This is a genomic window from Nonomuraea sp. NPDC049141 (assembly GCF_040648415.1).
In the GTDB taxonomy this organism is placed as follows: domain Bacteria; phylum Actinomycetota; class Actinomycetes; order Streptosporangiales; family Streptosporangiaceae; genus Nonomuraea.
The window spans coordinates 231,035-253,916 of record NZ_JBEZDR010000017.1; the positions used below are offsets into that span (position 1 = coordinate 231,035).

Sequence of the window (22,882 nt, forward strand, 5' to 3'; positions counted from 1 at the left end):
GTCCGAATGTACGGAGATCGGCCGACGTGTCAAGCCAATCCGTCAAAGCGACGCACGCAGTCGACAAAGAGCAACAAATTGTCCTAGCGGGCCGGTATCGTGCTGCGCCGAGTCATGATCGCCGACGTGGACACTCCACGCGGCACGGTGTACATCTCAGCGTCCTCGGGCTAAGTCAGGGGCCGCCTCAGCTGGAGGTTTCCGCCTGTGAATCCACCGGGTCCAGCCCGTTCGCCGGCCGACGAGCGGGAGGCGGCGCGTACGCCCCGGACAGAGCGCGGCCGAGACGACACCGCTGCCGAGAGGCGGGCGTGGGAGTCCGCCGCCCGTGCCTGTTACCGGGAGATCGGGGTCCCGTTCCCGGAACGGGTCGTATGGGTGTCCTCACCGCTCGTCGGCGCGTTCGCCGCACCGATCGCCGCCTGCCTGAGCACCGGCCACCGCAACAGCCGCGTCCTGGACTCCGTCTACCGCGCGGTGGACGACACCGCCGGTCAGACCGTCGGCCGCGCGGTGCGCGCCGCGGTCCAGGCCGCGGCCGACGGCGCGGTGAGCGATCCTGTGCATGGCGCGGCGGCCACCGCCCTGCACGTCGAGATCGCCGCGACGATGAAGGCCGCGAAGGCCGCGGCGGTGCGGGACACGGCGCACGTCACGCCCGCCCGCGAGGAGAGCCGGAGTGTACCCAGCGGCGCGTTGGCCACGGTCGCCGACGCGTCGGACGCGGCCGTGCGAGCCGCGGTGGAGGCGGCAGTGAGCGGCCCGCGGCAGGACACGATCCGCGGCGAGGTGCGCCGGCTGTGGCAGGCCTACCTGGCGGGCCAGCGGTCCGACACCTGGCTGGCCCTGGTCGGCCGCTTCGGGCCGGACACGGTCCCGCCGCTCGACGAGGAACGGTCGTGGCCGCCCGTCGCGGAGCAGACCGCTGCGCGATCCGCGCCCGCCGGCTGGTGGTGGTGGCCCTTCCTAGACTTTGTCATGCTCTGTCCGCGCCCGGCCGAGCTGCACCTCGAGCAGGTCGGCGAGGGCGCCAGGGCCACGCACCGGCCGCACCGCGCCGACGGCCCCGCGGCTGGCTGGGCCGACGGATTCGGGCTGTACTTCTGGCACGGTATCCACGTCACCCAAGCCGTCATCGACGACACCCTCACCGCCGACGAGATCCTCCGCGAACCCAACGCCGAGATCCGCCGCTGCGCCATCGAACGCCGCGGCTGGCACCGCTTCATCGCCGAGGCCCGCCTCGCCCAGGTCGGACCCGCCGTACCCGACCCCGGCAACCCCGGCCAGACCCTCACCCTGCACGACGTCCCCGCGGACATCTTCACCACACATGTGCGGGTCCTGCTGTGCACCAACGGCACCGTCGAACGGGACGGCACCCACCGCCGCTTCGGCCTCACCGTCCCCGCCGACTGCGCCGACCCCCTTGAGGCCGCCGCCTGGACCTACGGCCTCACTTCGGCGCAGTACGCCACGGCACAACGACGATCCTGACCCCCGCCCACCGGCAAAGGAGCCCGAGAAGATGCCCACCATCGAACAGGCCATCGCCATCTTCGGCGTCACCATCGACGAGCACCTCGACCGGCAGGCCGAGATTCCCATCCTTTCCGGCCTGCAGTTCCAGGGCGATGTCGCCGTCATACCGGCCAACCGGGAGCAGGCCCGTACCCCTGTTCCCGAAAGCGGTGTCCCGATCGTCCGCGGCCAGGCCGGGGCCAACACCCACCTCCTGCTCGCCACCGGCAAGGTGTTCTTCACCCCGGAGCGCTTCGGCGGCGGAATGGTGCTCGGGGTGCTGACCGTCGCAGAGGGCGCGACCGCCTACCTCGCGCACCCCGAACATGCCTTCACCGGCATCGCACCGGGCACCTACGAGCTGCGGCGCCAGCGCGAGCAGGCCGACCAAGCCCGGCTCGTCGCCGATTGAGGGACGGGATGGGCGCCTCCTGGAAGCGGGTCAGCAGACGGACTGGTCTGTCGCCGTGCCTGTCTCGCAAGCTGACCGCTGGGCGCGGACACGGAGCTGGGCCAGCGTCGTAGCGCCTGCCACCGCGCTTCTCGGCTGCGTGCCGCCACCGAGGAGCTGGGCGGCACGCTCGCTGTCGGTCAGCGGGGCGATCAGCGGCGTGCCGGGCTTCTCCTCGATGAACACGCCCTGGCCGATCGGGAGCTGGACGGCCGCCTGATATGCCTGGGCCGCCGGTGATACGGGCTGCCGCCTGGCTCGGTTGAGGGCGCTGTCGACGTAGAACATGCCGTGCCCGGCCGTGCCGAGGGACGCGCGGAGCCCGTCGAGCGTCGTACCGGTGGGCTGCTCGAACCTGAGCCGGATCTGGCCCGAGGCGAAGCCGCGGCCGAGCTTGCCCGCATGGACCTTGTCGACCTTGATGACCACGCTGGCCCAGCGGATCGCCGCCTCCTCGCTGTCGTAGGGCACGACCCGCGGCGTGACCGAGTCGTCGCCCGAGGCGTAGGCGATGCCCGGCTCCACGCCGACGACCGTGCCCTCGACGAGCGCGGTGGCCGGGCGGAACGCGCCGGACGGCCTGGCACCCGGGGTGATGTCGTCGAGGGAGTCGAAGAGGTACTGGCCGGTCCCGCTCTCGGCATGGAGCTGAGACCAGAAGGAGACCGGTGCCGGCTTCGCGGCCGGCGCCTGGGCGCAGCCTCCGAGGGCGGCGAAAGCGACGGCGGCAGTGAGGAGCTTGAGGTGTCTCATCGCCGGTCTCCTAGTAACGGCCGTTGATGTGGGCGACGTCATGCGTGCCGTACTTGGTGACGGTGTGCGAGCCGGTGCGCAGGCAGGAGCCGGACTCCGTCGAGTGGTCGAGGCCGATCGTGTGCCCGATCTCGTGGCAGGCCAGCGCCTGCCGCTGGGTGGTGCTCATCCAGTCGATGTCCTTCAGGTCGTAGCGGACCTCGTACTGGTCGCAGCGCCAGGCCTGGGTGCTGTCGGCCGGCGGGATGCTCTTCACGCATTTCGAGTAGGCGAAGAGGTTGTAGCCGGTGCTGGAGCCGTCCCAGTCCAGGTCCCAGTAGTCGACGTAGTAGCGGTCGAACGCCTCGACATCGGTGCTCGGGTCTGGGGTGCTGTCGTAGGCCACGGTCATGTCGGTCTGGGAGTCCAGCTTCAGCATGGCGGCCTTGGCCGCGCTCTTGGTGCGCGTCTCCAGCGTCTCGGAGGTGTACCAATGCTTGGAGTTGTCGGCGAAGGGGCAGCAGCCGTTCCCCGAGCCGAACCCGTTGGCGACGGCGGGAGCGGCCGTCATGGTGACCGCCGCCGCGAGGGCGAGCGCTGGCAGTAACGTTCTGTAAGACATGTGATCCCAAATAAGGGTAAACGGACGTCCGGATATCCTGCCCGCAAATCACGCGACGATCAAACTGGCGTCAGGTCGCCGAGTCAGCACGAGGGCGGAGCGGAAGATCGTTGCCGGCACGGCGGCGCTCGTCCTCCGCGGCTCCTCGTCCGGAGCGAGCTGTCCGGTCTCGATCGCCCTTCAGGCATTTATCGGCCAAACAGCTATTTACCGGTAATCTTGCGGACCTGATTCACCCGATGGAATGGAGAAACTCCCAGACTGAATTCGTCACCAGCGCGGCCACGCGACCGTCCCATCAGCTATATGTCAGCTGTCATTGCACCGTCGGCGAAAGGGACGTCCCATGGCCAGAGCGCGCCAGAAAAGGCGTGCCGCATCCGCCCCCCGTACCGAGGAGGCCGGAGGATGGAAAGCCATGCGGACGTGGCTGGCGGGAATTGTCAGCGCCGTGATCGTCGCGGCCGTCGGGGTCGTGTTCGCCACCTGGTTCAACACACGCGGCTCCGACACCGTAGACAGCATCAGCGGCGAGCCCCCGATCAAGGTCGGCCACGTGGCCGTCGACTACGCCGCGCAGGACACCACCCTGAGGGAAGCGGTGACCGACCCCGCGGACCGGGCGATCCTGCTGGGCAGCGCGTCCGGCTCGCAACGCGACACGGTCATGGCGCGCCACGACCGTGCCTCGCTCGAGACCGCCGACCTCACCGTCGTCCTCGTCGGCAATCGCAGCAGCCTGCGCATCGTCGACATCCAGCCGCGTGTCCTCGACCGCAAGCCCGTCTCGGACGGCGCGCTGTTCATCTACACCTCCGGAGGAGAGGCCGCCACCATCGAGCTCTCCGCCGACCTCGACAAACCCGCACCCCGCTTCACCACTCCCGAAGACCCACACACCTCGTACTTCAGGAAGAAGCAGATTGACCTCAAACGGGACGAACGAGTCACGCTATCCATGAGGGTCACGGGCACGGCCGCCTACTACGCCTTCGATCTCCTGATCACCGTGCTCGCGGGGGACCGGACCGAGCAGCTGACGATCCAGGGGCCGGACAGGACCCCGTTCCGGGTGACCGGTACCTCCAGCACCTACCACGCCTACTACACGATCTCTCCGCTCCGCGGCTGGCAGCCGATCTCCAGGAGCGGCGCGTGCGCGATCGAAAGGAAGCTCGCCAAGGCCGGGAAGTGCTGACCGCGCGCGGCCACCGGTCAGCCGCCATCCTGCTCGTGGTCATCCTGGCGATCTGCTCGGCCGTCTCCCGGGACAACGTCACGAGGCTTCCCCGCGTACCCGTCGAGTGGCGCGCGTTGTGGTCGGTGCCCGCGGATGCCGAGAACGGCGTCGAGTTCCTGGGGGCCCCGGGCCACGCCGTGTCCGCCCGGGCGGTCACCGTGGCGACGCGGCAGGGCACCGTACGGATCCACGACCCGCGCACGGGCGCGCTCCAGCGCACCGTCCCCGCCGACCCGGCCCAACCCGCGCCCATCACCGGCGTCTGGATCGCGGGTGACACGCTCGTTGTCGCCAGAGGAGAGCCGGACGGCGCCGAGCAGACCCTGTACGGCCACGACCTGGCCACGGGCGCGCCGCTGTGGCGGCGCACGGTCATCACCGCGCTCCGTCAGCCCCGGCTGGGTGACACCGGCTCGTACCACGGCCCACGGATCATGGCGACCGAGCACGGCATCCTGGTGTTCGAGCAGCCAGACGACCCCCTCGACATCCAGGCCCTCGACGCGCGGACCGGAACGACCACCGCCAGGGTGACTTACCCGCGAAGCTGCCGGCTGACCGGCGCCGCGACGGCCCGAACGGTGTGGCTGCTCAGCTACTGCCAGGGGAACGAGCTGCGGCTGGCCTCGATGGATCCGCGGACCCTGCGGCAGGGATGGACACGTCTGCTGCCGTCGTCGTCCTCCCCGGAGGACGGAGGCCCGCCGATCGGGCTCACGGCCAACGCCGAAGGGTACGTGCACGCCAGGGCGGGCGAGGACGACTTCTTCTTCGGGCCCGACGGCCGCCTGCTGTACACCGGCTCGCAAGCCGTCAAGGTCACGGATCCGGACCGCTGGAACCCGCCCCTGTACACCGGCTCCTCCACCGTGGCGAACGACCAGGGCCGTGCCCTGCGGGACTCCACCTGGCCGCTGCCCGCCTACGTGATCTCCGTGGACCCCGGCACCGGACGGCTCGGCGGGCTCCCGATCGACCTGCCCGCCCACCTGGTCTCCCTTGCCGGGGCGAGCAGGGACATGGCTTTCGTGTTCAGCGACGTCCCCGGGGACGAGCGGCTCACCGCGTACAGGCTGAGCTACGGGACCACCCGCCCAAAGACCGCCTGGCCGGACGCCTGCGGCCTGCTGACCGGCCGCGACCTGGCGGCCTTCGCGGATGGCTACCGCCCGGCCCCGGCAACGGACGGCGCGGCGAAATGCGACTGGATACCGCCGGCCGACGACGGCGCCGTCGTCTCCCTGTCCGTGGAATGGGTGTCGTCGTCGGACGCGAGCGCGCGCAAGCTGTACACCGCCGAGGCCGCCGCCGTCGAAGAGACCGGCGACATCGATCCCACCACCGAGGCCCCGGGCTTCCTGTCCTACACCGTGGCCGAGACGAACGGCTTCTACGGCGCGACGATCATCAACGTGGGCCCCGTCATCGTCCGGCTGACCTCGTCATCACGGCAGGCGGTGCGGCTCCTCTCTCCGCTGCTGCGCGACCATCTGCTCGCCCGGTACGCGCCGGGTGTTCGCGCTCCCGCTCCCGTGCGCGAACGCGGATGGAGTTTCCCGACCGACGCGGCCGTGCGGACCAAGCAGGTGGTGACCGGCGGCGTCGTCTACGCCACCAGCGGCGACGGCACGGTGTCCGCGCTGGACGCCGCCACCGGCGCGGTGCGGTGGCGCTACCGGACGGACGGCTCCGTGGAGGACGACCACGTGGTGGCGCACGGCACCGTGTACGCGGCCGGCAGCACCGGCAGGCTGGTGGCGCTGGACACGGGCACCGGCCGCCCGAGATGGGACCGCAAGATCACCGCGTTCGGTGACCTCGTGGTCGCGGCGGGCCGCCTCTACCTCTGGACGAGGCACCCCGCCTGGTCGTCAAAGGCCGAACTCGTCGCGCTCGACCCCGCCTCCGGCAAGCAGTTGTGGAGCTTCGAGCCGGCCGGCGACGTGCTGACCCCCGAGCCCGTGCTGGCCGGCGACGTCGTCCTCACCGGCAGCGACCACGGCGTGATGTACGCCCTGGCCCCCACCACCGGAACCGAGAAACGGCGCTACCGACTCGGCGCGGAACACGACCGCATCCTCCTGCTACGGGCCGGCACGACCGTCTACGCCACGAGCGGCAACGGCGACGTGACCGCCCTGGACGTCGTCTCGGGGGAGGTCCGATGGAGGTCACGGATCACCGGCACCATCTCCTTCCGTCCGGTGGTGGCCGGCAGGACCGTGTACGTGGGCGACGACGAGGGCACCACGCACGCGCTGGACGCCGCGACCGGCGCGCCCCTGTGGGATTTCCAGGCCAAGGGCGACCAGCCCATGTTCAAGTGGAGCGCCACGGTGGTGGGCGGACTCGTGTACACCGTCGGCCGCGACCGTACGCTGTATGCGCTCGACACCGCCACGGGCAAGATGCGCTGGCGCCTCCCGCTGCCCGGCGGCCGCGACACCGGCCCCGTGGCAGCGGATGGAGCGATCTACGTCTCCGACCGCGAGGGAACCCTGTACGCCCTCGACCCCGCCACCGGCACGGCGCGATCGAGGTTCCGGACCGGTGGCACCGTCGAAACCGACCCCGTCGTGGCAGACGGCTTCGTGTACATCGGCAGCTCCAACGGAAACATCTACGCATGGCGCACGGCAGGCCCTTAGGGCGTAGGGGATTATGCATGACAAATACGGAAAATGCCACCACTGGTAATTTTCGGACTGCAGATTTAGCATCGGCGCTACCAATGAGCACATCCGAGCACGACATAACCCCCACGCCGACCTTTCCGATGGTGCGGACCTGCCCGCTCGCACCGCCGGACGAGTATCAGCGGATGCGTGCCACCGCGCCGGTCGTCCGAGCCACCCTGCCCAACGGCGCACCGGTCTGGGCGGTCACCCGCTATGCCGAGGCGCGGCAGATCCTCAGTGACCCGAGGATCAGCTCGAACACCGGACGCCCTGAACGGCCTCGCGGACCCGACGACGATCGCCCCGACGACGGCTTCTTCGTCGATATGGATCCACCGGAGCACAACCGGTTCCGGCGGTTGCTGATCTCAGAGCTCGGCGCCCGTCCGATGGACGCCATGCGGCCGGCCCTCCAGCGAATCGCCGATACAGCCATCGACGAGTTGCTGGAAGCCGGGGCGCCCGCCGACCTCGTCGGCCTGTACGCACGGCGGGTTCCGTCACGAGTCCTCTGCGAGTTGTTCGGTATCCCGGCCGGCGACCACGAGTTCTTCGAGTCACGGCTGCGGATGTTGTCGGTAACGAGTATGGACCCGAGTGTGGCGGCCCAGGCGTCCAGCGACGTTCGCGGCTATTTGCGGGAACTCATCCGCAGCGCAGAGCGTGAACCGCACAACGGAATGATCCGGCGGTTGGCCGCCAGACACCTGCCCACCGGCGAGCTGACCACGGACGAGCTGATCAACATCGGTTTTCTCCTGCTGCTCGCGGGCTACGACTCTCCGGCGAACACGATCTCGCTGGGCGTACTCACGCTGCTGCGGCACCCGGCGCAGCTTGCCGCGTTACGCGCCGACTCGAGCCTGCTGCCGGGCGCGGTCGAGGAGCTGCTGCGCTTCCACTCGGTGCAGGACTGGGTCAGCTTCGACCGGATCGCGGCCGACGACATGGATATCGGCTCCGCGCGGATCCGCGCCGGTGATCGTTTGACGGTGCTGGCCGCATCCGCCAACCGTGATGCGCGGGCGTTCGAGAACCCCGACGAGTTCGACATCCGCCGGTCCGCCCACCACCATGTCGCTTTCGGCCACGGGGTGCACCAATGCATCGGCCGCAACCTCGCCCGCGCTGAGCTGCAGATCGCCTTCGGCACGCTGCTGACCCGGATACCGACGCTGCGGCTGGCGATCGGGTTCGAGGAGTTGCCCTTCGCCGACGACGCCCCGTTCTTCGGGCTGCACGCGCTGCCTGTTGCCTGGTAGCGCCGCCTACGCACAGGGCCTCATCAAGACCTCCGGCCTGTCGCGCCTGTCGGGAAGCGGCCCCGCCCTGACCGTCACCCCACCGGCTCCTCTTGACCAATTCTTTTGACCAACGTATGCACATTCCTAGGCACTTACTTCCTCAATGAGCACATCAGCCCGCCTCGGACCATGGATCGCGCGTCATCACGTTCAGCCGTCTGACCATGCGTGAATAGTGGAGCGAAAGTCCCCGATGTCTCACTCACCGGTTCCCCCCAGCACCTCCACCTCCGGATCGATGTCCCGCCCGTCGCGCCGGGCCGTCCTGGCGGGCGGCGGCGCCGCCCTCGCCGCCTTGCTCACCCCGGCCTCACCGGCGAGGGCCGACGCAGCGGGGAACACCGGTAAGACATCCGTCGCCTCCGGCACCGACTTCGCCGTCGCGCCCTCGCCCGACGGCCGCCTGCTCGCCCTCGACCTGCTCGGCGTCCTGTGGGTCTGCTCCGCCTCCGGGGGCACCGCCAGGAGGCTCACCAGCGATCTGTACGACATCGCCCAGCCTGACTGGTCCCCGGACGGATCCACCATCGTGTTCCAGTCATACCGCGACGGTGTCTTCAACCTGTGGACGATCCGGCCCGACGGGTCCGCGATCAAGCAGTTGACCACCGGGCCGTTCGATCATCGAGAGCCCCGCTACAGCCCGGACGGGCGGACCATCGCCTACTCCTCCGATGCGGGAGGCAGCTACGGGATCCACCTGCTCGACGTCGCCACCGGAGCGAGCCGCGTCCTGACCGACAGCTCCGCCGAGGAGTACGAGCCGGCCTGGTCACCCGATGGGAGCAAGGTCGCGTTCGTCGTCGCCGACACCAGGATCGACGTCATCGAGGTCGCCACCGGCACGCGCGGCACCGCGGTCACGGTAGCCGCCGGTCAGGTCATTCACCAGCCGTCCTGGCTGCCGAACGGCACCGACCTCGCCTACCACCTCTTCCACTCGGGCGCCAATGATCTGGCCGGCACCGCGGGCACCCTCGTCACCGGCGAGGAGGTCTTCCCGTTCCGTGCCCGGTTCGCCCCGGACGGACGCTATTACTACACCTCCGCGGGCACCATCAAGGTCCGCCGCCTCAACTCCGCGTCGGTCGGCACAGTCGGCTTCAGCGCCGCGCTGACGACGACGACTCCGAAGTACAAGAAGCGGGTCCGCGTATTCGACGAGCCCGGGTCATTCCCCGTCGTCGGAATCGGCAGCCCGGCCGTGTCCCCGGACGGGTCCGCCATCGCCTTCCGCGCGCTCAACGACATCTATCTGATGCGCGTCGGCGGCACGCCGGAACCGCTTTTCCGCGACCGCTGGTGGAAAGCCGACCCGGATTTCTCCCCGGACGGGCGGCAACTGGCATTCGTCACCGACCGCACCGGCACCCTCAATATCTGGGTCCGCGACCTGAGCACGGGCGCCGACCGGCAGGTGACCCATCTGACCGACTCCGCCGCTCTGTCGGTCCGGTGGTCGCCCAACGGCAGGGAGATCGCCTACCTGAACCAGGACGGCGCCCTGTGGGTTGCGGACGTCTCCACCGGCGACCTCCAGAAGATCTTCGACGCCACCTTCGAACCAGGCCGCCCGACCTGGTCACCCGACGGCAAAACCCTTGCGCTGGCCGCGGTGGTGCCGTACTCACGACGCTACCGTGAGGGACTGTCCAAAATCCTGCTCGTCGACCGGGCCACGGGTGCCGGCACGTACATCGACCCCGCGCCACACCGCTCCTTGCAGACCCGTGGTGACGACGGGCCTGTCTGGTCACCTGACGGCACCATGCTCGCCTTCGCCATGGAATCGCTCCTGTGGGTCCTGCCCGTCGACAAGACCGGACGACCCACCGGCAACGCCCGTCAGGTCACCCGGGAGGTCTCCGACGCCCCTGTTTGGGCAGGCGGCTCAGCCACCCTCCTCTACCTGAACGAGGGACGTCTCAAGAGCGTGCGCCTCGACGGCAAGTCCGCCCGGTCGATTCCGATGCGGCTGACCTGGCGCAACGACACCGGCCCCGATCAGGTCGTCATTCACGCCGGCCGCATGTGGGACGGCGTCTCCAACAGCGTCGTCCGCGACGTCGACATCATCGTACGAGGCCAGCGCATCGCCGCGATCGAGCCGCACCGGGACGGAAGGCCCGGCGCCCGGATCGACGCCCGCGACAGGTTCGTCATGCCTGGCCTGATCGACATCCACCATCACCGTGAAATGCAGGGCTACGCCTACGGATCGCGACAGGGTCCGTTGTGGCTCGCCCTGGGCGTCACCACGACGCGCTCACCAGGCTCACCCGCCTACCACATGGTCGAGGAGCGCGAATCAGTGCAGTCCGGCGCCCGCCTCGCACCGCGCTACCTGGGCACTGGCGAGGCCATCGACGGGGCGCGCATCTACTACAACTTCATGCGCCCGACGTACTCCCACGATCAACTGCGGCTCGAACTGCAGCGGGCCGCCGCCCTCGACTACGACATGATGAAGTGCTACGTGCGGCTGCCGGTCGTCTGGCACAGGGAGGTCATCGACTGGGCCCACCGCCAAGGCAAGCCGGTCAGCTCGCATTACCACTATCCGGCGATCGCCATGGGCGGCGACCAGACCGAGCACGTCGGCGCCACCAACCGGTTCGGCTACTCACGGACCGTCACGAACGTCGGCTCCGCCTACTCGGACGTCATCTCCATGTTCAACGCCTCGAAGATGGCCAGAACCCCCACCCTGTTCAACTCCTCGACCCTCTACAGGGACGACACCTCGCTGGTCACCGACGAACGAGTCCGCCGGCTCTACCCGAACTGGCGGATGGCGCAGCTCCAGGCGACGGTCACCACGGCGCAGACCGCCGACCCGACGGCGGTCCAGGTGATCCGGACCAACCTCGCCAACCAAGTCGCGCAGCTCACGGCGATGATCCGCGGCGGCGGCGTGGTCACCGCCGGCACCGACGCACCGATCGATCACCTGGGGATCAGCCTGCACATGAACCTGCGCGCCATGGTCAAGTACGGCCTGACCCCGCGGGAAACACTCACCGCCGCGACCAGCACGTCCGGGGCCTACCTCGGCCTCCCGCTGGGCAGGATCGCCAAGGGCATGTACGCCGACCTGGCCATCATCGACGGCGACCCGCTGTCCCGCATCGAGGACGCCGCCAACGTCACCGCCGTCGTCGTCGGCGGGAGACACCACACCGTTGAGCAGCTCCTCGCGCCTTACCCGTCCTCCACTACCACCGACCAGGCGACACCCGCGGCCGCCGTGCCTTCCGGCAAGGTCAAGAACCGCGTCCCCGTCCACCCGAGCACAGCGAGCCACTGGTGGAACGACCCTGCTCAGCTCGAGGGAGCCCGAACTTCCTGCTGCCACGACCACTGAGCTCGCTGGTCAGCGACGAAGACCCTTCTCGCGGCGAAGCGCGGTGGCCGCCGATTGAGGCATTTGCCGGATACGCCATCACTTGTGACCGAGGGTGCCGTGGGACATGGGACTTTGAAGCGAATTCCTTGGTCAAGTAATGGATGAACGGCCGCCCATTACGGAATCCTTGACCAGGCGAGAACGCCGCAGCCCACCACATCGGCTGCCCCCGAAGCGATCAACAAGTGCGATGGCGGATCCGTGGAACAGCTGGAATACCGAAGGCTCATCAAGGTGCTGGAGCAAGTCGCCGGGGCTCGGAAGGGGGAGCTCTATCCGGTGCTGGCCGAGGCTTTGGCCGTACATCTCGGGTGGATCGACGCGTTCGTGGCCGAGAACCCCGCGTATCTGGCGCTGGGAAGCGGTGGCGAGGAGCAGTACCTCACCATGTTCCGGCCGGACTTCGTGGAGGAATACGCCGAGCGCTGGCGCTTGAACAATCCGTTCGCCTCGCGCGAAGGGGTCACCTGTCTGACCCGCCGCGGTGTGGCGACCCTTGGACAGCTCCGCCTGCGGGCGACCGAGCCGGAGCGCGACTTCGCCGACATATTCCTGCGCCGCAACGGCATCGACGACATGCTGAAGATCGTCGTCAGGTCCCCGGCCACGGGCGCGGTCAGCACGCTGGGGGTGCCGTTCGACGGTGACCGGCACGCCATCGAGCCGAGGGACCTGCTGATGGCGGCCACGCTGGGCCCGTTGCTGAGCCCGTACTTCGACGCGAACCTCGTACCGGCCCCCATACGGGATCTCACCTCAGCTGAGCGCGACGTGGCCGAGCTCGTGGTGCTCGGGCTGGGCTACACGCACATCGCGCGGCGGCTGAACGTCAGCGAGAGCACGGTCGAGAAACACCTCACCTGCATCGTCAAGAAGACGGGATGCGGCAGCCTGATCGAGCTGACCGCCCAGTGGAAACGCCGTCCGATGAGCTGACCTGGCCTACCAGTGCCGAGTTCGCGGCTGTCAGGCCCGGTCGTTGACGGTGTTCGAGCTCGCAGCCAAAATTGATCAGTGCAATGTCATTGCTTGACGCTACGATCTCCCGCATGTTTGACAAAGAATCGGGAAATGCCCATTCCTTTCAGGTTGACCTGCGAGGACTTGTTGACCTCCTGTCCCACCATCTTTATTCCAGTCCACGCGTCTACCTGAGAGAGCTGCTGCAGAACGCGGTCGACGCGGTGACAGCGCGGCAGCGGATCGACCCGACGGCATCCACCGCCATCCGGATCACTTTGAACGAGGCGGGGCTGCGGATCGATGATCCGGGCATCGGCTTGACGGAGGCGGACGTCCATCGTTTCCTCGCGACCATCGGCCGGTCATCGAAGCGCGACGACCTGGAAGGGGCTCGCCGCGAGTTCCTCGGCCAGTTCGGTATCGGCCTCCTGGCCTGCTTCACCGTCGCCGAGCGGATCCAGGTGATCAGCCGTTCTGCGGCCGTCCCGGATGCGCCGGGCATTGAGTGGCTGGCCGCGTCCGACGGGACGTATTCGGTCCGGCGGCTTGCGCCGGATGAGCGCGCCGTTCCCGGAACGACCGTTTGCCTGACGCCACGAGCGGGAGCCGAACGGTGGTTCGCCCCGGACGTGGTCACCGACCTTGCCCGCGACTTCGGTTCGCTGCTGCCATACGAGGTGACAGTCGACACGAGTGGGCGGACGATCCGCACCACGGACAGCCCGCCGGTGTGGGACCGCTCCTACGATTCGGCCGCCGCACGCCGGGCCGCGCTGATCGAGTACGGCGAGCGCGCGCTCGGCTTCACCGCGCTCGACGTCGTCGAACTCGACGTGGAGCTGGCCGGGATCAGGGGCGCCGCCTACGTGCTGCCGCAGCCGGCGAATCCGGCCGACACTGGCCGCCACCGCGTCTACCTGAAGGGCATGTTGCTCAACGACGCGACCACCGGCCTACTCCCTGAATGGGCGTTCTTCGTCCGCTGCGTGATCGATACGGACACGCTGCGCCCGACCGCATCGCGTGAAGGTCTGTACGAGGATGAGACGCTGGTCGCGGTCCGCGAGGCGCTGGGTGTCCGGCTGCGGGACTGGCTCACCGGGCTGGCCGCGCAGGAGCCGCAGCGCCTGGCCGCGTTCCTCGCTGTGCACAGCCTCGGGGTGAAGGCGATGGCCAGGCATGACGCCGAGCTGTTCCGGATCATGCTGCCGTATCTCACGTTGGAGACGACCGACGGTCAAGTCACGTTTGCCGAGGTTGCCAGGAAATACCCCGTGGTTCGGATCACGCCCACGGTTGAGGAGTTCCGGCAGATCGCGACGATCGCGGCCGCCCACGGCATGGCGGTCGTCAACGGGGGTTACACCTACGACAGCGAGCTGGTCGCGCTGCTCCCTGATGTCATGCCGGGGGTGGTGGTCGAGGAGCTCGGTTCGGACGTGGTCACCGCCGCGCTCGACCTGGTTGACAGCGCGAATGAGCTGGCCATGGCCGGGTTCATGGCGATGGCACGCTCCACGCTTGACCCGCTGGGCTGCGATGTGATCCTTCGTGCGTTCTTTCCGGCGTCGGTGTCCGCCCTGCATCTGGACTCCCGCGAGGCACGCAACGAACGAACCCGCGCGGAGGTCGCCGCCGACGCGGACGACCTGTGGGCCGAGATCCTGGGCGCGCTCAAGTCCACTGAGCCTCGCGCGCAACTCGTACTCAACCACCGCAGCCCGGTGGTCCGCCGGATTGCGACGATCAACGATCCCGCACTGCTGGTCACCGCCGTCGAGGCGCTGTACGGCCAAGCGCTGCTGATGACGCATCGGCCCCTGCGGTCGGTCGACACAGCACTGCTCAACCGCGCCTTCGACGAGCTGCTCGGCTGGGCCGCCCAGAACGTGACCGAATCCACTGAACAGGATGGCAAAGCATGAACGTCGCCGAGATCCGCGACGCCCTGCGTCAGACCTACGCGCTGCCGCGCGGACACCAGAAGGCCGAACGCCTGGAACTGCTCGCCACCGCGGCCAAGGCGGTCGAGGACCGGTCGCTGGAAGCCGAGGTGCTGCTCACCCTCATCCAGGCCTACGAGGACGGCGCCGAAGGTGACCGCATGCCGGTCGCGTTCGGACGGCTCCTGCAGATTCACGACGACTTCCCAGCCGAGGTGGGCACGTTCAGTCATCGCATCCACTGGCAGCTCAAGTGGATGAGCTACTACCTCGTCCTCAACCCGGCCGTACCGCTGGCGACCATCCACCGCTGGCTCGACGAGCTGCAGAACCGCTATCGGCAGCGCGGACACAGCCCGCGCCCGGTGCTCAGCCTGCGTTCGCTGCTGGCGCAGCACCTCGGCGACGACGAGGCGGCAGCGGCGGCGATGGAGTCGTCGATCTCCGCTCCACGCGACCAGATGGCCGACTGCGACGCCTGCGAGGGCAACGACTGGGGCACGTGGCGCGTCACAGCGGGTGATGACGCGGGGGCCTTGGACTACTGGGCGCCGCTGATCGACGGCGAGCGGTCATGTTCGGAGGAGCCGCACAGGGTCCTGGCCAAGGCACTGCTCCCCCTGCTGCGCACCGGACGAACCGAGGACGCTCGCAGCGCCTTCCTCAGGGGATACTCGCTGGTCCGCCACAATGTCAGCCTGCGCGAGTCGGTCGGCCACCACATCGAGTTCTGCGCCCTGACCGGCAACGAGGCGCGTGGCCTGGAGATCCTGAACGAGCACGCGTCCTGGCTCATGAAGCAGCACGAGGACGTCTCGCAGCGGGTCGGCTTCGTGAGCGGTGTCGTCGTACTGCTCCGCCGCCTGGCCATGCTGGGCCATGGCGGCATCCGGATCGGCGACCTGACTCTCGAGGCGACTCTCGCCGAGTTGGAACAGGAGATCAGCGAGCTGTGCGCCCGCTATGACGCGCGCAACGGCAGCAGCGTCTTCAGCGAGCGCGTCGCCAAGCGCCTCGCCCAGGAGCCGTTGGCGGATCGGCTGCCGCTCGGCGTCCCGGCGACGCTGCCGCAGCCGGCCGGTCGTGCCGTACCGATCCCGCCGAAAGGCACCGATTCGAGGCTCGACGACCTGGTCGCAGAAGCGCGGCGCCTGTCCGAGACTCGTCATCCCCACGCCGAAAGAGCGTGGGAACGAGTCGCGGCCAGTGAGCTGCCGCTGCCCGGGATCGTTGTCGCGGAGATCGAGTACGCCAAAGCGCTCTCCCTGCTGGACTCGGACCCCGGCGCGGCCTACGACGCGCTGCTGGCCGTCGCCGAGAGCTTCGACCGGCTCGCCGACACTGCCAAGGCTCTGGAAGCCCGCGCCGCCGCGGCCCTGGCGTGCTTCCAGACCAAGGATCAGACCGGAGGCGAGGCATTGGCGGAAAGCGTCACGGCGCAGGCGGAAAGCGCGTACGCGGCCGGAAAGCTCACCTCGGGCGAATACCTGACCGTGCGAAGAGCCGGTCCCATCATGGCAATGGCAGCGCTGGGGCAGCAGGAGAACCCGGCCGAGGCCGAGCTCAAGGCCACCCATGCGCTGCTGGAGGCCGAACTCGCCGTGGCAGTGGAGCTCGCGGTGACCGAGCGCATGGCCATGTATCACGACATGCTGGCCCGGATCTCCTTCCCGCTCGGCGATGCGGACGGCGCGCGTGCCCATCTGCAAGCCGCCGTGACGGCTTATCTCGAAGCCGGGCAGCCATGGCGCGCCACGAATCCCGCCTCCCTGCTCGGCGAGCTCGCCCTCGGGAGCGACGATCCGAAGGCGGCCGAAGAGTTCGCGTCGAAGGCGATCACGTACGGCGCCGATCTCGTCCCGCACGACCAGACCGCCCAGCTGAGCTCCCTGCTCGTCGAGGCCATCTCGAGACAGCCCGGCCGTGAACACGACCTGGTCGGCGCGGCACTGACCGCGGCCGCCCGCTGGGATGGCCTGTCCGAACCCGACACCCTGCACAACACGTTCACGGCGGCGCGCGCCTATCACCGTCTTGAGAGGCATGGCGAAGCAGTGGCACTGTTCGAGGACGTGATCCCGAGGGTGGAGATCCCTTACGACGCACCGGTCATCGCGATGACCCGGGGACAATACGCCGCATCACTGCGCGAGCTGGGCCGCCACCGCGAGGCCGCTGAGCAGTTTCTCCAAGGTGCGGAGCTGGTCCAGAATGATCCGGACCAACGAGCCATGCATGCCGAACTGGCCTGGTCCGCCGCCGAAGCACTCCAGTATTCCGGACAGACCGCAGAAGCGCTGGCCGCCTATCAGCGGGCGGCCGCGCTCTGGACCGAACTCGGCCAACTCACCCCGCGCGTACGCTGTCTTCGGTCGGCGGCCTGGTTGCTGCGCTACATGGGCGAGCCCGATTCCGAGGAGCACCAGGATGCGGAACGGCCCGGCGTGGCCGAGATGCGTGCGGTCCTCGCCGAACTGGTAGAGCTGGCCGAGCACAGCCCGTCCGAGGAGGTGCTGGCCGAGCTCGCGGAGACCCAGGAGCAGCTCGAGCAGATGATCACGGACCGCTTCGACGAGTACGACGACGTCGACTAGCGTGCGGGCACGATGAGGGTGATCGCGCCCAAGGTCAGCGCCAAGGCCGAGGCGCGCACCGCCCGGCATTTCGCACGATCACCCGTAGCGGCCCGGCGTCAGCCGTAGATCACCGGACACGCGAAGAGAGCCCCTGGCCCGCATCAGCGCGGGTCAGGGGCTCTCCAGTGCTGGTGGGGAAGGCTGGTCGTCCCTCAAGTGCCATGGCAAGACAACCGGCTCGGCCAGGTGTTCTCCACCGATCAAACGATCCATCAAGGGAGCGAGTCCCAGCGGCACGACCGGTTCGGTCGCCGAGGCGAGCTCGGACGACGTCCACCAGTGGAAACGGTCGGTCACCGCGCGTTCTTCCTCGTCCATCCCGGAGGTATCCACCCGCAAACCGTGCACGCGCAGCACGAAGTAGGAGTCCTGCCCGGAAAAGACCTCACCGTGCATGGACCACGTTCCCGCGCTCGTTGCCACGACCGCTCCGAGAGCCTCGGGGGCCACAACATGACCAAGCTCCTCCCGTAGTTCCCTGGCAGCCGCTTGCTGCGGGGTCTCTCCGGGATCGATGGCACCTCCCGGCGTGAACCACGCGTAGGAAGGGTCCTTCACCTGCAGCAACAGGCCGCGGTAGAGCAGAATCCGACCAGTGCGGTCGATCAGCAGCACCCGAGCTGATGACCGAGAGATCATCTTGTACATGGAAACGATCATATGGAGGGTGTGGACACCAACTCGCATGATCGGGAAGTCACTCCACAGCTCAGTCGTACGGCACCAGGGTGGCGAAGAGCCCGCACGCCTCATCAGCCCTGCCTCCCAGACGCACTCAACGACGTCGACTCCGACGCCCTCCAGTACGCCCTCACACACCTGCCGCCCGCGACCCGCGCCCAGACCGCCGCGGCCCCCGGCAACGTCCTGCGCACCGCCGCCCACCTGGCCGCCGACCACGGCCCCTTCGACCTGGTCCTGGCCGGAGGCCTCTTCGACTACCTCGAAGAACGCTTCGCCCGAGCCCTGATCCGCACCACTCTGTCCCGCCTGTGCCGCCCCGGAGGCACGTTCGACTTCTCCAACATCGCGACCCCGAACCCCTACGCCGCCCTGATGACCCACATCGGCCGCTGGAACCTCGTCGAACGCACCCCCGCCGACATCGAGGCCGACGTCCGTGCCGCCGCGCCGCCGGGAACCGTCGCCGGACTGGACATCACCGCCGATGCCACTGGCCTGACGCTGTTCGCGACGGTGCGGCGCGCTGACGAGCCGGGGTGATCCCCGCAGTCGGCTTCGTGTTCGTCGCCGACGCAGCCTCGATCGTCAGTCGAGGCCTTCGATGATGCGGAAGTCGCGCTCGACGCCGTCAGCAAGTGCGGCCAGCGCCTCCTGGTAGGCCGCACTCGCATGTGCGGCGACCGCCTGTTCGAAGCTGTCGAACTCGATCAGGATGGTGCGCTCGGCGATTCCGGCGTCGTGTGCGACGACCCGGCCGTCGCGGGCGAAGGTCCGACCGCCCGCGGCCCTGACGGCTGGACCAGCCAGTTTGTTGTAGGCAGCCAGCTTCTCGGGGTCCGAAATGGTGCGGTAGGCGCTGACCCAGTAGCCCTTGGGCATGGAACCTCCAGTGTTGGGATGAGTGCATCTGACTTACGGGTTGGTCTCGGACGAGCGTCGGCGGGCGAGGGCGAGGCTTGTCAGCGTCGTGATCGCCATGGCGCCGATGCCGACCAGCGCCGCGGTGGTGTAGGCGCTGTCGTCGGGGAAGAGGTGGCCGGCGCCGGTGCCCGCGGCGAGGATCAGGCCGCCGAGGGCGCTGCCCAGGGAGTACCCGACGCTGCGGACGACGTAGTTGAAGCTCATGGCGCTCGACGTCTCGCTCTTGGGGGTGACGGCCAGGATGACGCCGGGCATGGCGGCCGAGAAGCTGCCGACGCCGAAGCCCAGCACGCCCATGGCCGCGAGCAGTTCGGCCAGGTTGGACCGGGCGGTGGCGAACAGGACGAACCCGCCGCCGACGATGGCGGCGCTGCCGGCCAGCAGCAGGGGGCCGTCGATCCGTTCGCGGACCCGCGGTGTGAGCTTGCCGGCGACGAACCCCAGCACGGAGAACGGGATGAGGACCAGCCCCGCCACGAAGGTGGTCAGTCCGAAGCCGTAGCCGGCGCTGTGCGGCGTCTGCGCGTAGCGGGTGATGAGCGTGAGCAGGAGGTACATGCCGCTCCCGCCGACGAACATGGCGATGTTCGCCCCGGCGACCGCCGGGTGCCGTACCGCCCGGACGTCGACCAGGGGCGTCTTGGTTCGCAGTTCGGAAACGGTCCAGACGCAGAGCAGGAGTACGGCGGCGACGGCAAGGGTCACCGCCACGGCGAGGTGTCGGCTCCACAGGCTCCTCTCGCCGGCCAGGAACAGGACGAGGAGCAGTCCACCCGCCAGGACGAGCGCACCGGCCACGTTCACGTGAGCGGAGCGGCCTTCGGGAGCTGCGGGCATGGAGCGCCACGCGGTCACGAAGGCGATGGCGGTGACGAGCAGGCCGAAGCCGTAGGCGGCCCGCAGTCCGCCGAACTCGGCGAGCAGCGCGGCCAGCGGGTAGCCGACGCCGGCTCCGATGATGGAGACCACTGAGATCAGGGCGATCGTGGCCGCGCTGCGCTCCTCGGGAAGATGGTCGCGGGCCACGCCCATCATCAGCGCCGTGAGACCGAGTCCGACGCCTTGGGCCGCTCTGCCCACGAGCAGCCAGGCGAACGGCAGCGGCAGCACGGTGAGCGCGCTGCCGACGACGACGATCGCCAGCGTGGCGAGAATCGTGGCCCGCCGGTGCGGACCGGCTCCGAGCCGGCCGAGGACGGGTGTGGTGACGGCGCCGCTGAGCAGGGCGATGGTCAGCGTCCACTGCGCGCTGTCGAGGGAGACGTGGAACGTGGTCGCCACGCTGGTGATGAGCGGCGTCCCGAGGCTGGCGACCGCCGCCACGACCAGGGCGATGAACATCAGGGCGGGGACCAGCAGACGTGCCTCGGAACGTATCAGGGCAGTGCTCATGGGCTGGTCATGAGCCTGGGCCGCGGTCACCGGTCCGACTCCTCTCGGGCGTGGCTTTCGAGCTCCGCCAGATGCAGCAGCGCCGGAAGGGCTGCTGCCAAGGCCTCGACCTCGTCACCGGTGAGTTCGTCGATCAACCGCGCGTACGCGTCGACGCCCGCCTGGCGTCGCGTCCGGACGTACGACGCGCCGGCCTCGGTCAGGCACACCAGCGTGACCCGCTTGTCGGACGGATCGCCCTTCCGCTCGACCAGCCCGGATTCCTCCATCACCCGGACCAGGACGGTCATCGCGGGCTGGGTGACGCCCTCGGCCACCGCCAGATCGGTGATCCGTCGCGGGCCGGTCTTGTCCAGGGTGGCCAAGGTGGCGGCGGACGTCAGGCTCATGTCGCGGGGAAGGCGTCTCACGGCCCTGGTGGCCAGACCGTAGAGGGCTGACCCGATGGCATCGGAAGCGCCGTGCGCGGCGTCTCGGCGAGTCACGCCTGAAGCATAGCAGTTTTATATGAACTCTTTATGTATCTCCCGATCAGGGTTCGGCGATACGTGACTTACAACGCGTTCGCGTAAAGATGAACGGCGTCGGGGTTGATCGCCCTGTTGATCCCTTCGGAGGCGGCGTTGGTGACGCCGGTCGTGATCGCGGCGAGGATCTGCGGCCACCACGTGCTGACGTGCGGCAGCGAGTCGCGCACCGCGGCTTTGAACACGTTGCACATGTCGATCGCGACCACCTGGACCCCGGCCCGCCACTGGCTCGCCCGTCCCACCTGGCGGTCCTTCCTCGGTGGTCCGGCAATATGGGGTCGATGACCGTCATGTCCGCCGTCCGAGCGTTCTCCCTTCTTGCGCTCTGCCTCGCCGGCTGCGGCGTGGACGGGCCAGTCGCCGCGCCGGCCAGCCCGCACCACGCCACGACTGCACCGCGGCCGACGTTGTCGTCCCCCTCCCCCTCGCTCTCCTGCCCCGGCTCGGGAACGTCATTGACCGCCGAGGAGCCGAACGCCGCCATGGGGCTCCGTGTCCAGACCGTGACCCTCACCAACTGCGGCGACAAGGTACGCAGCGTCCACGGCTACCCCCGTGTCCGCCTCTTGGACGAGGCCGGCGAGCCACTCGACATCGAGATCGACAGAGGTGCCCGACAGATCACTACCGCGGTCAGGGATCCCGGCTCGAGAACCGTGACCCTCCGCCCGGGCCGCTCCGCCCGCTTCGCCCTGGTGTGGCGCAACACGTACGGTGGCACCAATCACCCACCCGCGCTCGGCACCACCCTCGTGGTCGGCGGCCACCGCATCCCCGGCCACTTCGACCTCGGCTCGACTGGCCTCCTGGGCATTACCGCTTGGGGACCGGCGAGTAGCCCTTGAACGTGGGCGCATCACCGACACTCCGCCGGTGGCCGGAACGGTCGGCTCCGACGTGAGCTGGCGCGGCTCGACCACCGTCCGCAGCAGCAAGGCGTCGGCGTCCGTTGACGTCGAGATCCACTGCCGCAGCAGGGCGAAGCTGGCGCGCCCGTACATGTGACGTTTCAGCAGTTTGACCTTGGTGTTGGTGCCTTCCATGGGGCCGTTGCCGTAGGGCAGGGTCAGTCCGGCGATGACGGCTGTCCAGGCCGAGACTGAAGCTGTGTAGGGCGGGCAGGTCATCGGCGCGTACTGCGCTGATCCAGTCGTCAAGGTCGTGACCGCGACGCTGTGTGAGGATGGCGGCGAACTCCCGCACCCGCGAGGCCAGCGCCGTCAGGTGCGAGCAGGCGGGAATCAGCTCCTCCAGGTGACGGCGGCGATGAGGTGGCAAGTCGTCGGAGCGGCTCATGATCCAGGAGACCAGCCGGCGGGGTGCGGTCGGGCTCGGCGCGACCTTGGTTGAGGGAGCGCACCAGCAGGTTGGCGCTGCCGGTGTAGCCGCGCTCGCGGATCTCGGCCAGCAGATGCGTGACCGGCACGCCGGGCTCTCCGGCAAGGCGGCGTCGCAGGTGCTTGCGGTTGGGATCGACCAGGGTGGCGCCGTACTTGGGCGGGCGCAGGAGATCGTCTGCCGAGGCGGCGCAGGCATAGCGTTTGACCGTGTTAAACCCCCAGCTCGAGCCCCTGGTCGAGGAGGGTGTGGACCTGCGCGTGCTTGCGGATGGCCTTGGCGTAGGCGGCCGAGCCGTCACGGCACACGACCTGGACGCCGGGGTGCTCACGTAACCACGTGATCAACGTGGCCGCCTTGCGGTCGGGCAGCACATCGCGTCACCGCCAGCCCGGACAGCACCACCACCAGGTCCTGATGTTCCCCGGTCACGTCCACGGACGTGGTGTATGAATCGATCTTCGCGTGATCCTGTTTCTGCAGGTTAAGCGGTAAGTGTGTGCGGGAGTGGGTTCTGGGTC

20 protein-coding genes are annotated in these 22,882 nt (G+C 68.8%); 12 read left to right on the forward strand and 8 right to left on the reverse strand.

The annotated features are described in order from the left end of the window. Positions 1 to 207 precede the first annotated feature (207 nt). Entirely contained in the window at positions 208 to 1,497 is a 1,290-nt protein-coding gene (locus AB0B91_RS42440; protein ID WP_358332858.1) for a DUF6745 domain-containing protein, read from the forward strand. A 31-nt stretch (positions 1,498 to 1,528) separates the two neighbouring features. Beyond that, positions 1,529 to 1,933 (forward strand): hypothetical protein, encoded by a 405-nt coding sequence (locus tag AB0B91_RS42445; RefSeq protein ID WP_358332861.1) that lies wholly within the window; start codon positions 1,529 to 1,531, stop codon positions 1,931 to 1,933. Between the two features lie 30 nt (positions 1,934 to 1,963). On the opposite strand, the gene AB0B91_RS42450 is transcribed toward AB0B91_RS42445, so the two are convergent. Continuing rightward, on the reverse strand, positions 1,964 to 2,725 hold the full coding sequence (locus AB0B91_RS42450) for a hypothetical protein (RefSeq protein ID WP_358332864.1): 762 nt from the start codon (positions 2,723 to 2,725) through the stop codon (positions 1,964 to 1,966). Between the two features lie 10 nt (positions 2,726 to 2,735). Next, the gene (locus AB0B91_RS42455) at positions 2,736 to 3,326 is read right to left on the reverse strand and encodes a matrixin family metalloprotease (protein WP_358332867.1); all 591 of its coding nucleotides are present in this window, start codon (positions 3,324 to 3,326) and stop codon (positions 2,736 to 2,738) included. A 418-nt stretch (positions 3,327 to 3,744) separates the two neighbouring features. On the opposite strand from AB0B91_RS42455, the gene AB0B91_RS42460 reads away from it, so the two are divergent. The 7 genes from AB0B91_RS42460 to AB0B91_RS42490 all read left to right on the forward strand — a co-directional run bounded on the left by AB0B91_RS42460 (position 3,745) and on the right by AB0B91_RS42490 (position 17,454). Further along, a complete protein-coding gene (locus AB0B91_RS42460; RefSeq protein ID WP_358332870.1) occupies positions 3,745 to 4,524 on the forward strand; it encodes a hypothetical protein in 780 nt (259 codons plus the stop codon). Next, entirely contained in the window at positions 4,482 to 7,214 is a 2,733-nt protein-coding gene (locus AB0B91_RS42465; protein ID WP_358332873.1) for a PQQ-binding-like beta-propeller repeat protein, read from the forward strand. The genes AB0B91_RS42460 and AB0B91_RS42465 overlap by 43 nt, the downstream gene beginning before the upstream one ends. 83 nt (positions 7,215 to 7,297) lie before the next feature. Then, on the forward strand, positions 7,298 to 8,506 hold the full coding sequence (locus tag AB0B91_RS42470) for a cytochrome P450 (protein ID WP_358332876.1): 1,209 nt from the start codon (positions 7,298 to 7,300) through the stop codon (positions 8,504 to 8,506). Between the two features lie 280 nt (positions 8,507 to 8,786). Then, on the forward strand, positions 8,787 to 11,912 hold the full coding sequence (locus AB0B91_RS42475; protein ID WP_358332879.1) for an amidohydrolase family protein: 3,126 nt from the start codon (positions 8,787 to 8,789) through the stop codon (positions 11,910 to 11,912). A 243-nt stretch (positions 11,913 to 12,155) separates the two neighbouring features. After that, entirely contained in the window at positions 12,156 to 12,890 is a 735-nt protein-coding gene (locus AB0B91_RS42480) for a helix-turn-helix transcriptional regulator (RefSeq protein WP_358332882.1), read from the forward strand. Between the two features lie 113 nt (positions 12,891 to 13,003). Further along, complete coding sequence (locus AB0B91_RS42485) at positions 13,004 to 14,842, forward strand: HSP90 family protein (protein ID WP_358332885.1); 1,839 nt, start codon at positions 13,004 to 13,006, stop codon at positions 14,840 to 14,842. Continuing rightward, the gene (locus tag AB0B91_RS42490; RefSeq protein ID WP_358332888.1) at positions 14,839 to 17,454 is read left to right on the forward strand and encodes a hypothetical protein; all 2,616 of its coding nucleotides are present in this window, start codon (positions 14,839 to 14,841) and stop codon (positions 17,452 to 17,454) included. The genes AB0B91_RS42485 and AB0B91_RS42490 overlap by 4 nt, the downstream gene beginning before the upstream one ends. 153 nt (positions 17,455 to 17,607) lie before the next feature. Here AB0B91_RS42490 and AB0B91_RS42495 read toward each other — a convergent pair whose 3' ends face one another. Beyond that, a complete protein-coding gene (locus AB0B91_RS42495; protein ID WP_358332890.1) occupies positions 17,608 to 18,144 on the reverse strand; it encodes an NUDIX domain-containing protein in 537 nt (178 codons plus the stop codon). 12 nt (positions 18,145 to 18,156) lie between these two features. Between AB0B91_RS42495 and AB0B91_RS42500 the strand changes: the two genes are divergently transcribed. Beyond that, positions 18,157 to 18,720, forward strand: a complete 564-nt coding sequence (locus AB0B91_RS42500) for a class I SAM-dependent methyltransferase (protein WP_358332893.1) — start codon at positions 18,157 to 18,159, stop codon at positions 18,718 to 18,720. 45 nt (positions 18,721 to 18,765) lie between these two features. Here the strand turns inward: AB0B91_RS42500 and AB0B91_RS42505 are convergent, their stop codons facing one another. The 4 genes from AB0B91_RS42505 to AB0B91_RS42520 form a co-directional block, all read right to left on the reverse strand. After that, positions 18,766 to 19,059, reverse strand: a complete 294-nt coding sequence (locus tag AB0B91_RS42505) for a DUF1330 domain-containing protein (RefSeq protein WP_358332896.1) — start codon at positions 19,057 to 19,059, stop codon at positions 18,766 to 18,768. 33 nt (positions 19,060 to 19,092) lie between these two features. Beyond that, entirely contained in the window at positions 19,093 to 20,493 is a 1,401-nt protein-coding gene (locus AB0B91_RS42510; RefSeq protein WP_358332899.1) for an MFS transporter, read from the reverse strand. Between the two features lie 26 nt (positions 20,494 to 20,519). Next, complete coding sequence (locus AB0B91_RS42515; protein ID WP_358332902.1) at positions 20,520 to 20,978, reverse strand: MarR family transcriptional regulator; 459 nt, start codon at positions 20,976 to 20,978, stop codon at positions 20,520 to 20,522. Between the two features lie 68 nt (positions 20,979 to 21,046). Further along, entirely contained in the window at positions 21,047 to 21,265 is a 219-nt protein-coding gene (locus AB0B91_RS42520; RefSeq protein WP_358332905.1) for a hypothetical protein, read from the reverse strand. Positions 21,266 to 21,304: 39 nt separating this feature from the next. On the opposite strand from AB0B91_RS42520, the gene AB0B91_RS42525 reads away from it, so the two are divergent. Continuing rightward, positions 21,305 to 21,868, forward strand: coding sequence for a DUF4232 domain-containing protein (locus tag AB0B91_RS42525; RefSeq protein WP_358332923.1), 564 nt, complete (start codon positions 21,305 to 21,307; stop codon positions 21,866 to 21,868). Positions 21,869 to 21,896: 28 nt separating this feature from the next. Continuing rightward, positions 21,897 to 22,028: a hypothetical protein gene (locus tag AB0B91_RS42530; protein WP_358332926.1), complete on the forward strand. Its 132-nt coding sequence runs from the start codon at positions 21,897 to 21,899 to the stop codon at positions 22,026 to 22,028. Positions 22,029 to 22,573: 545 nt separating this feature from the next. On the opposite strand, the gene AB0B91_RS42535 is transcribed toward AB0B91_RS42530, so the two are convergent. After that, positions 22,574 to 22,735, reverse strand: coding sequence for a hypothetical protein (locus tag AB0B91_RS42535; protein WP_358332928.1), 162 nt, complete (start codon positions 22,733 to 22,735; stop codon positions 22,574 to 22,576). Positions 22,736 to 22,882: the final 147 nt, after the last annotated feature.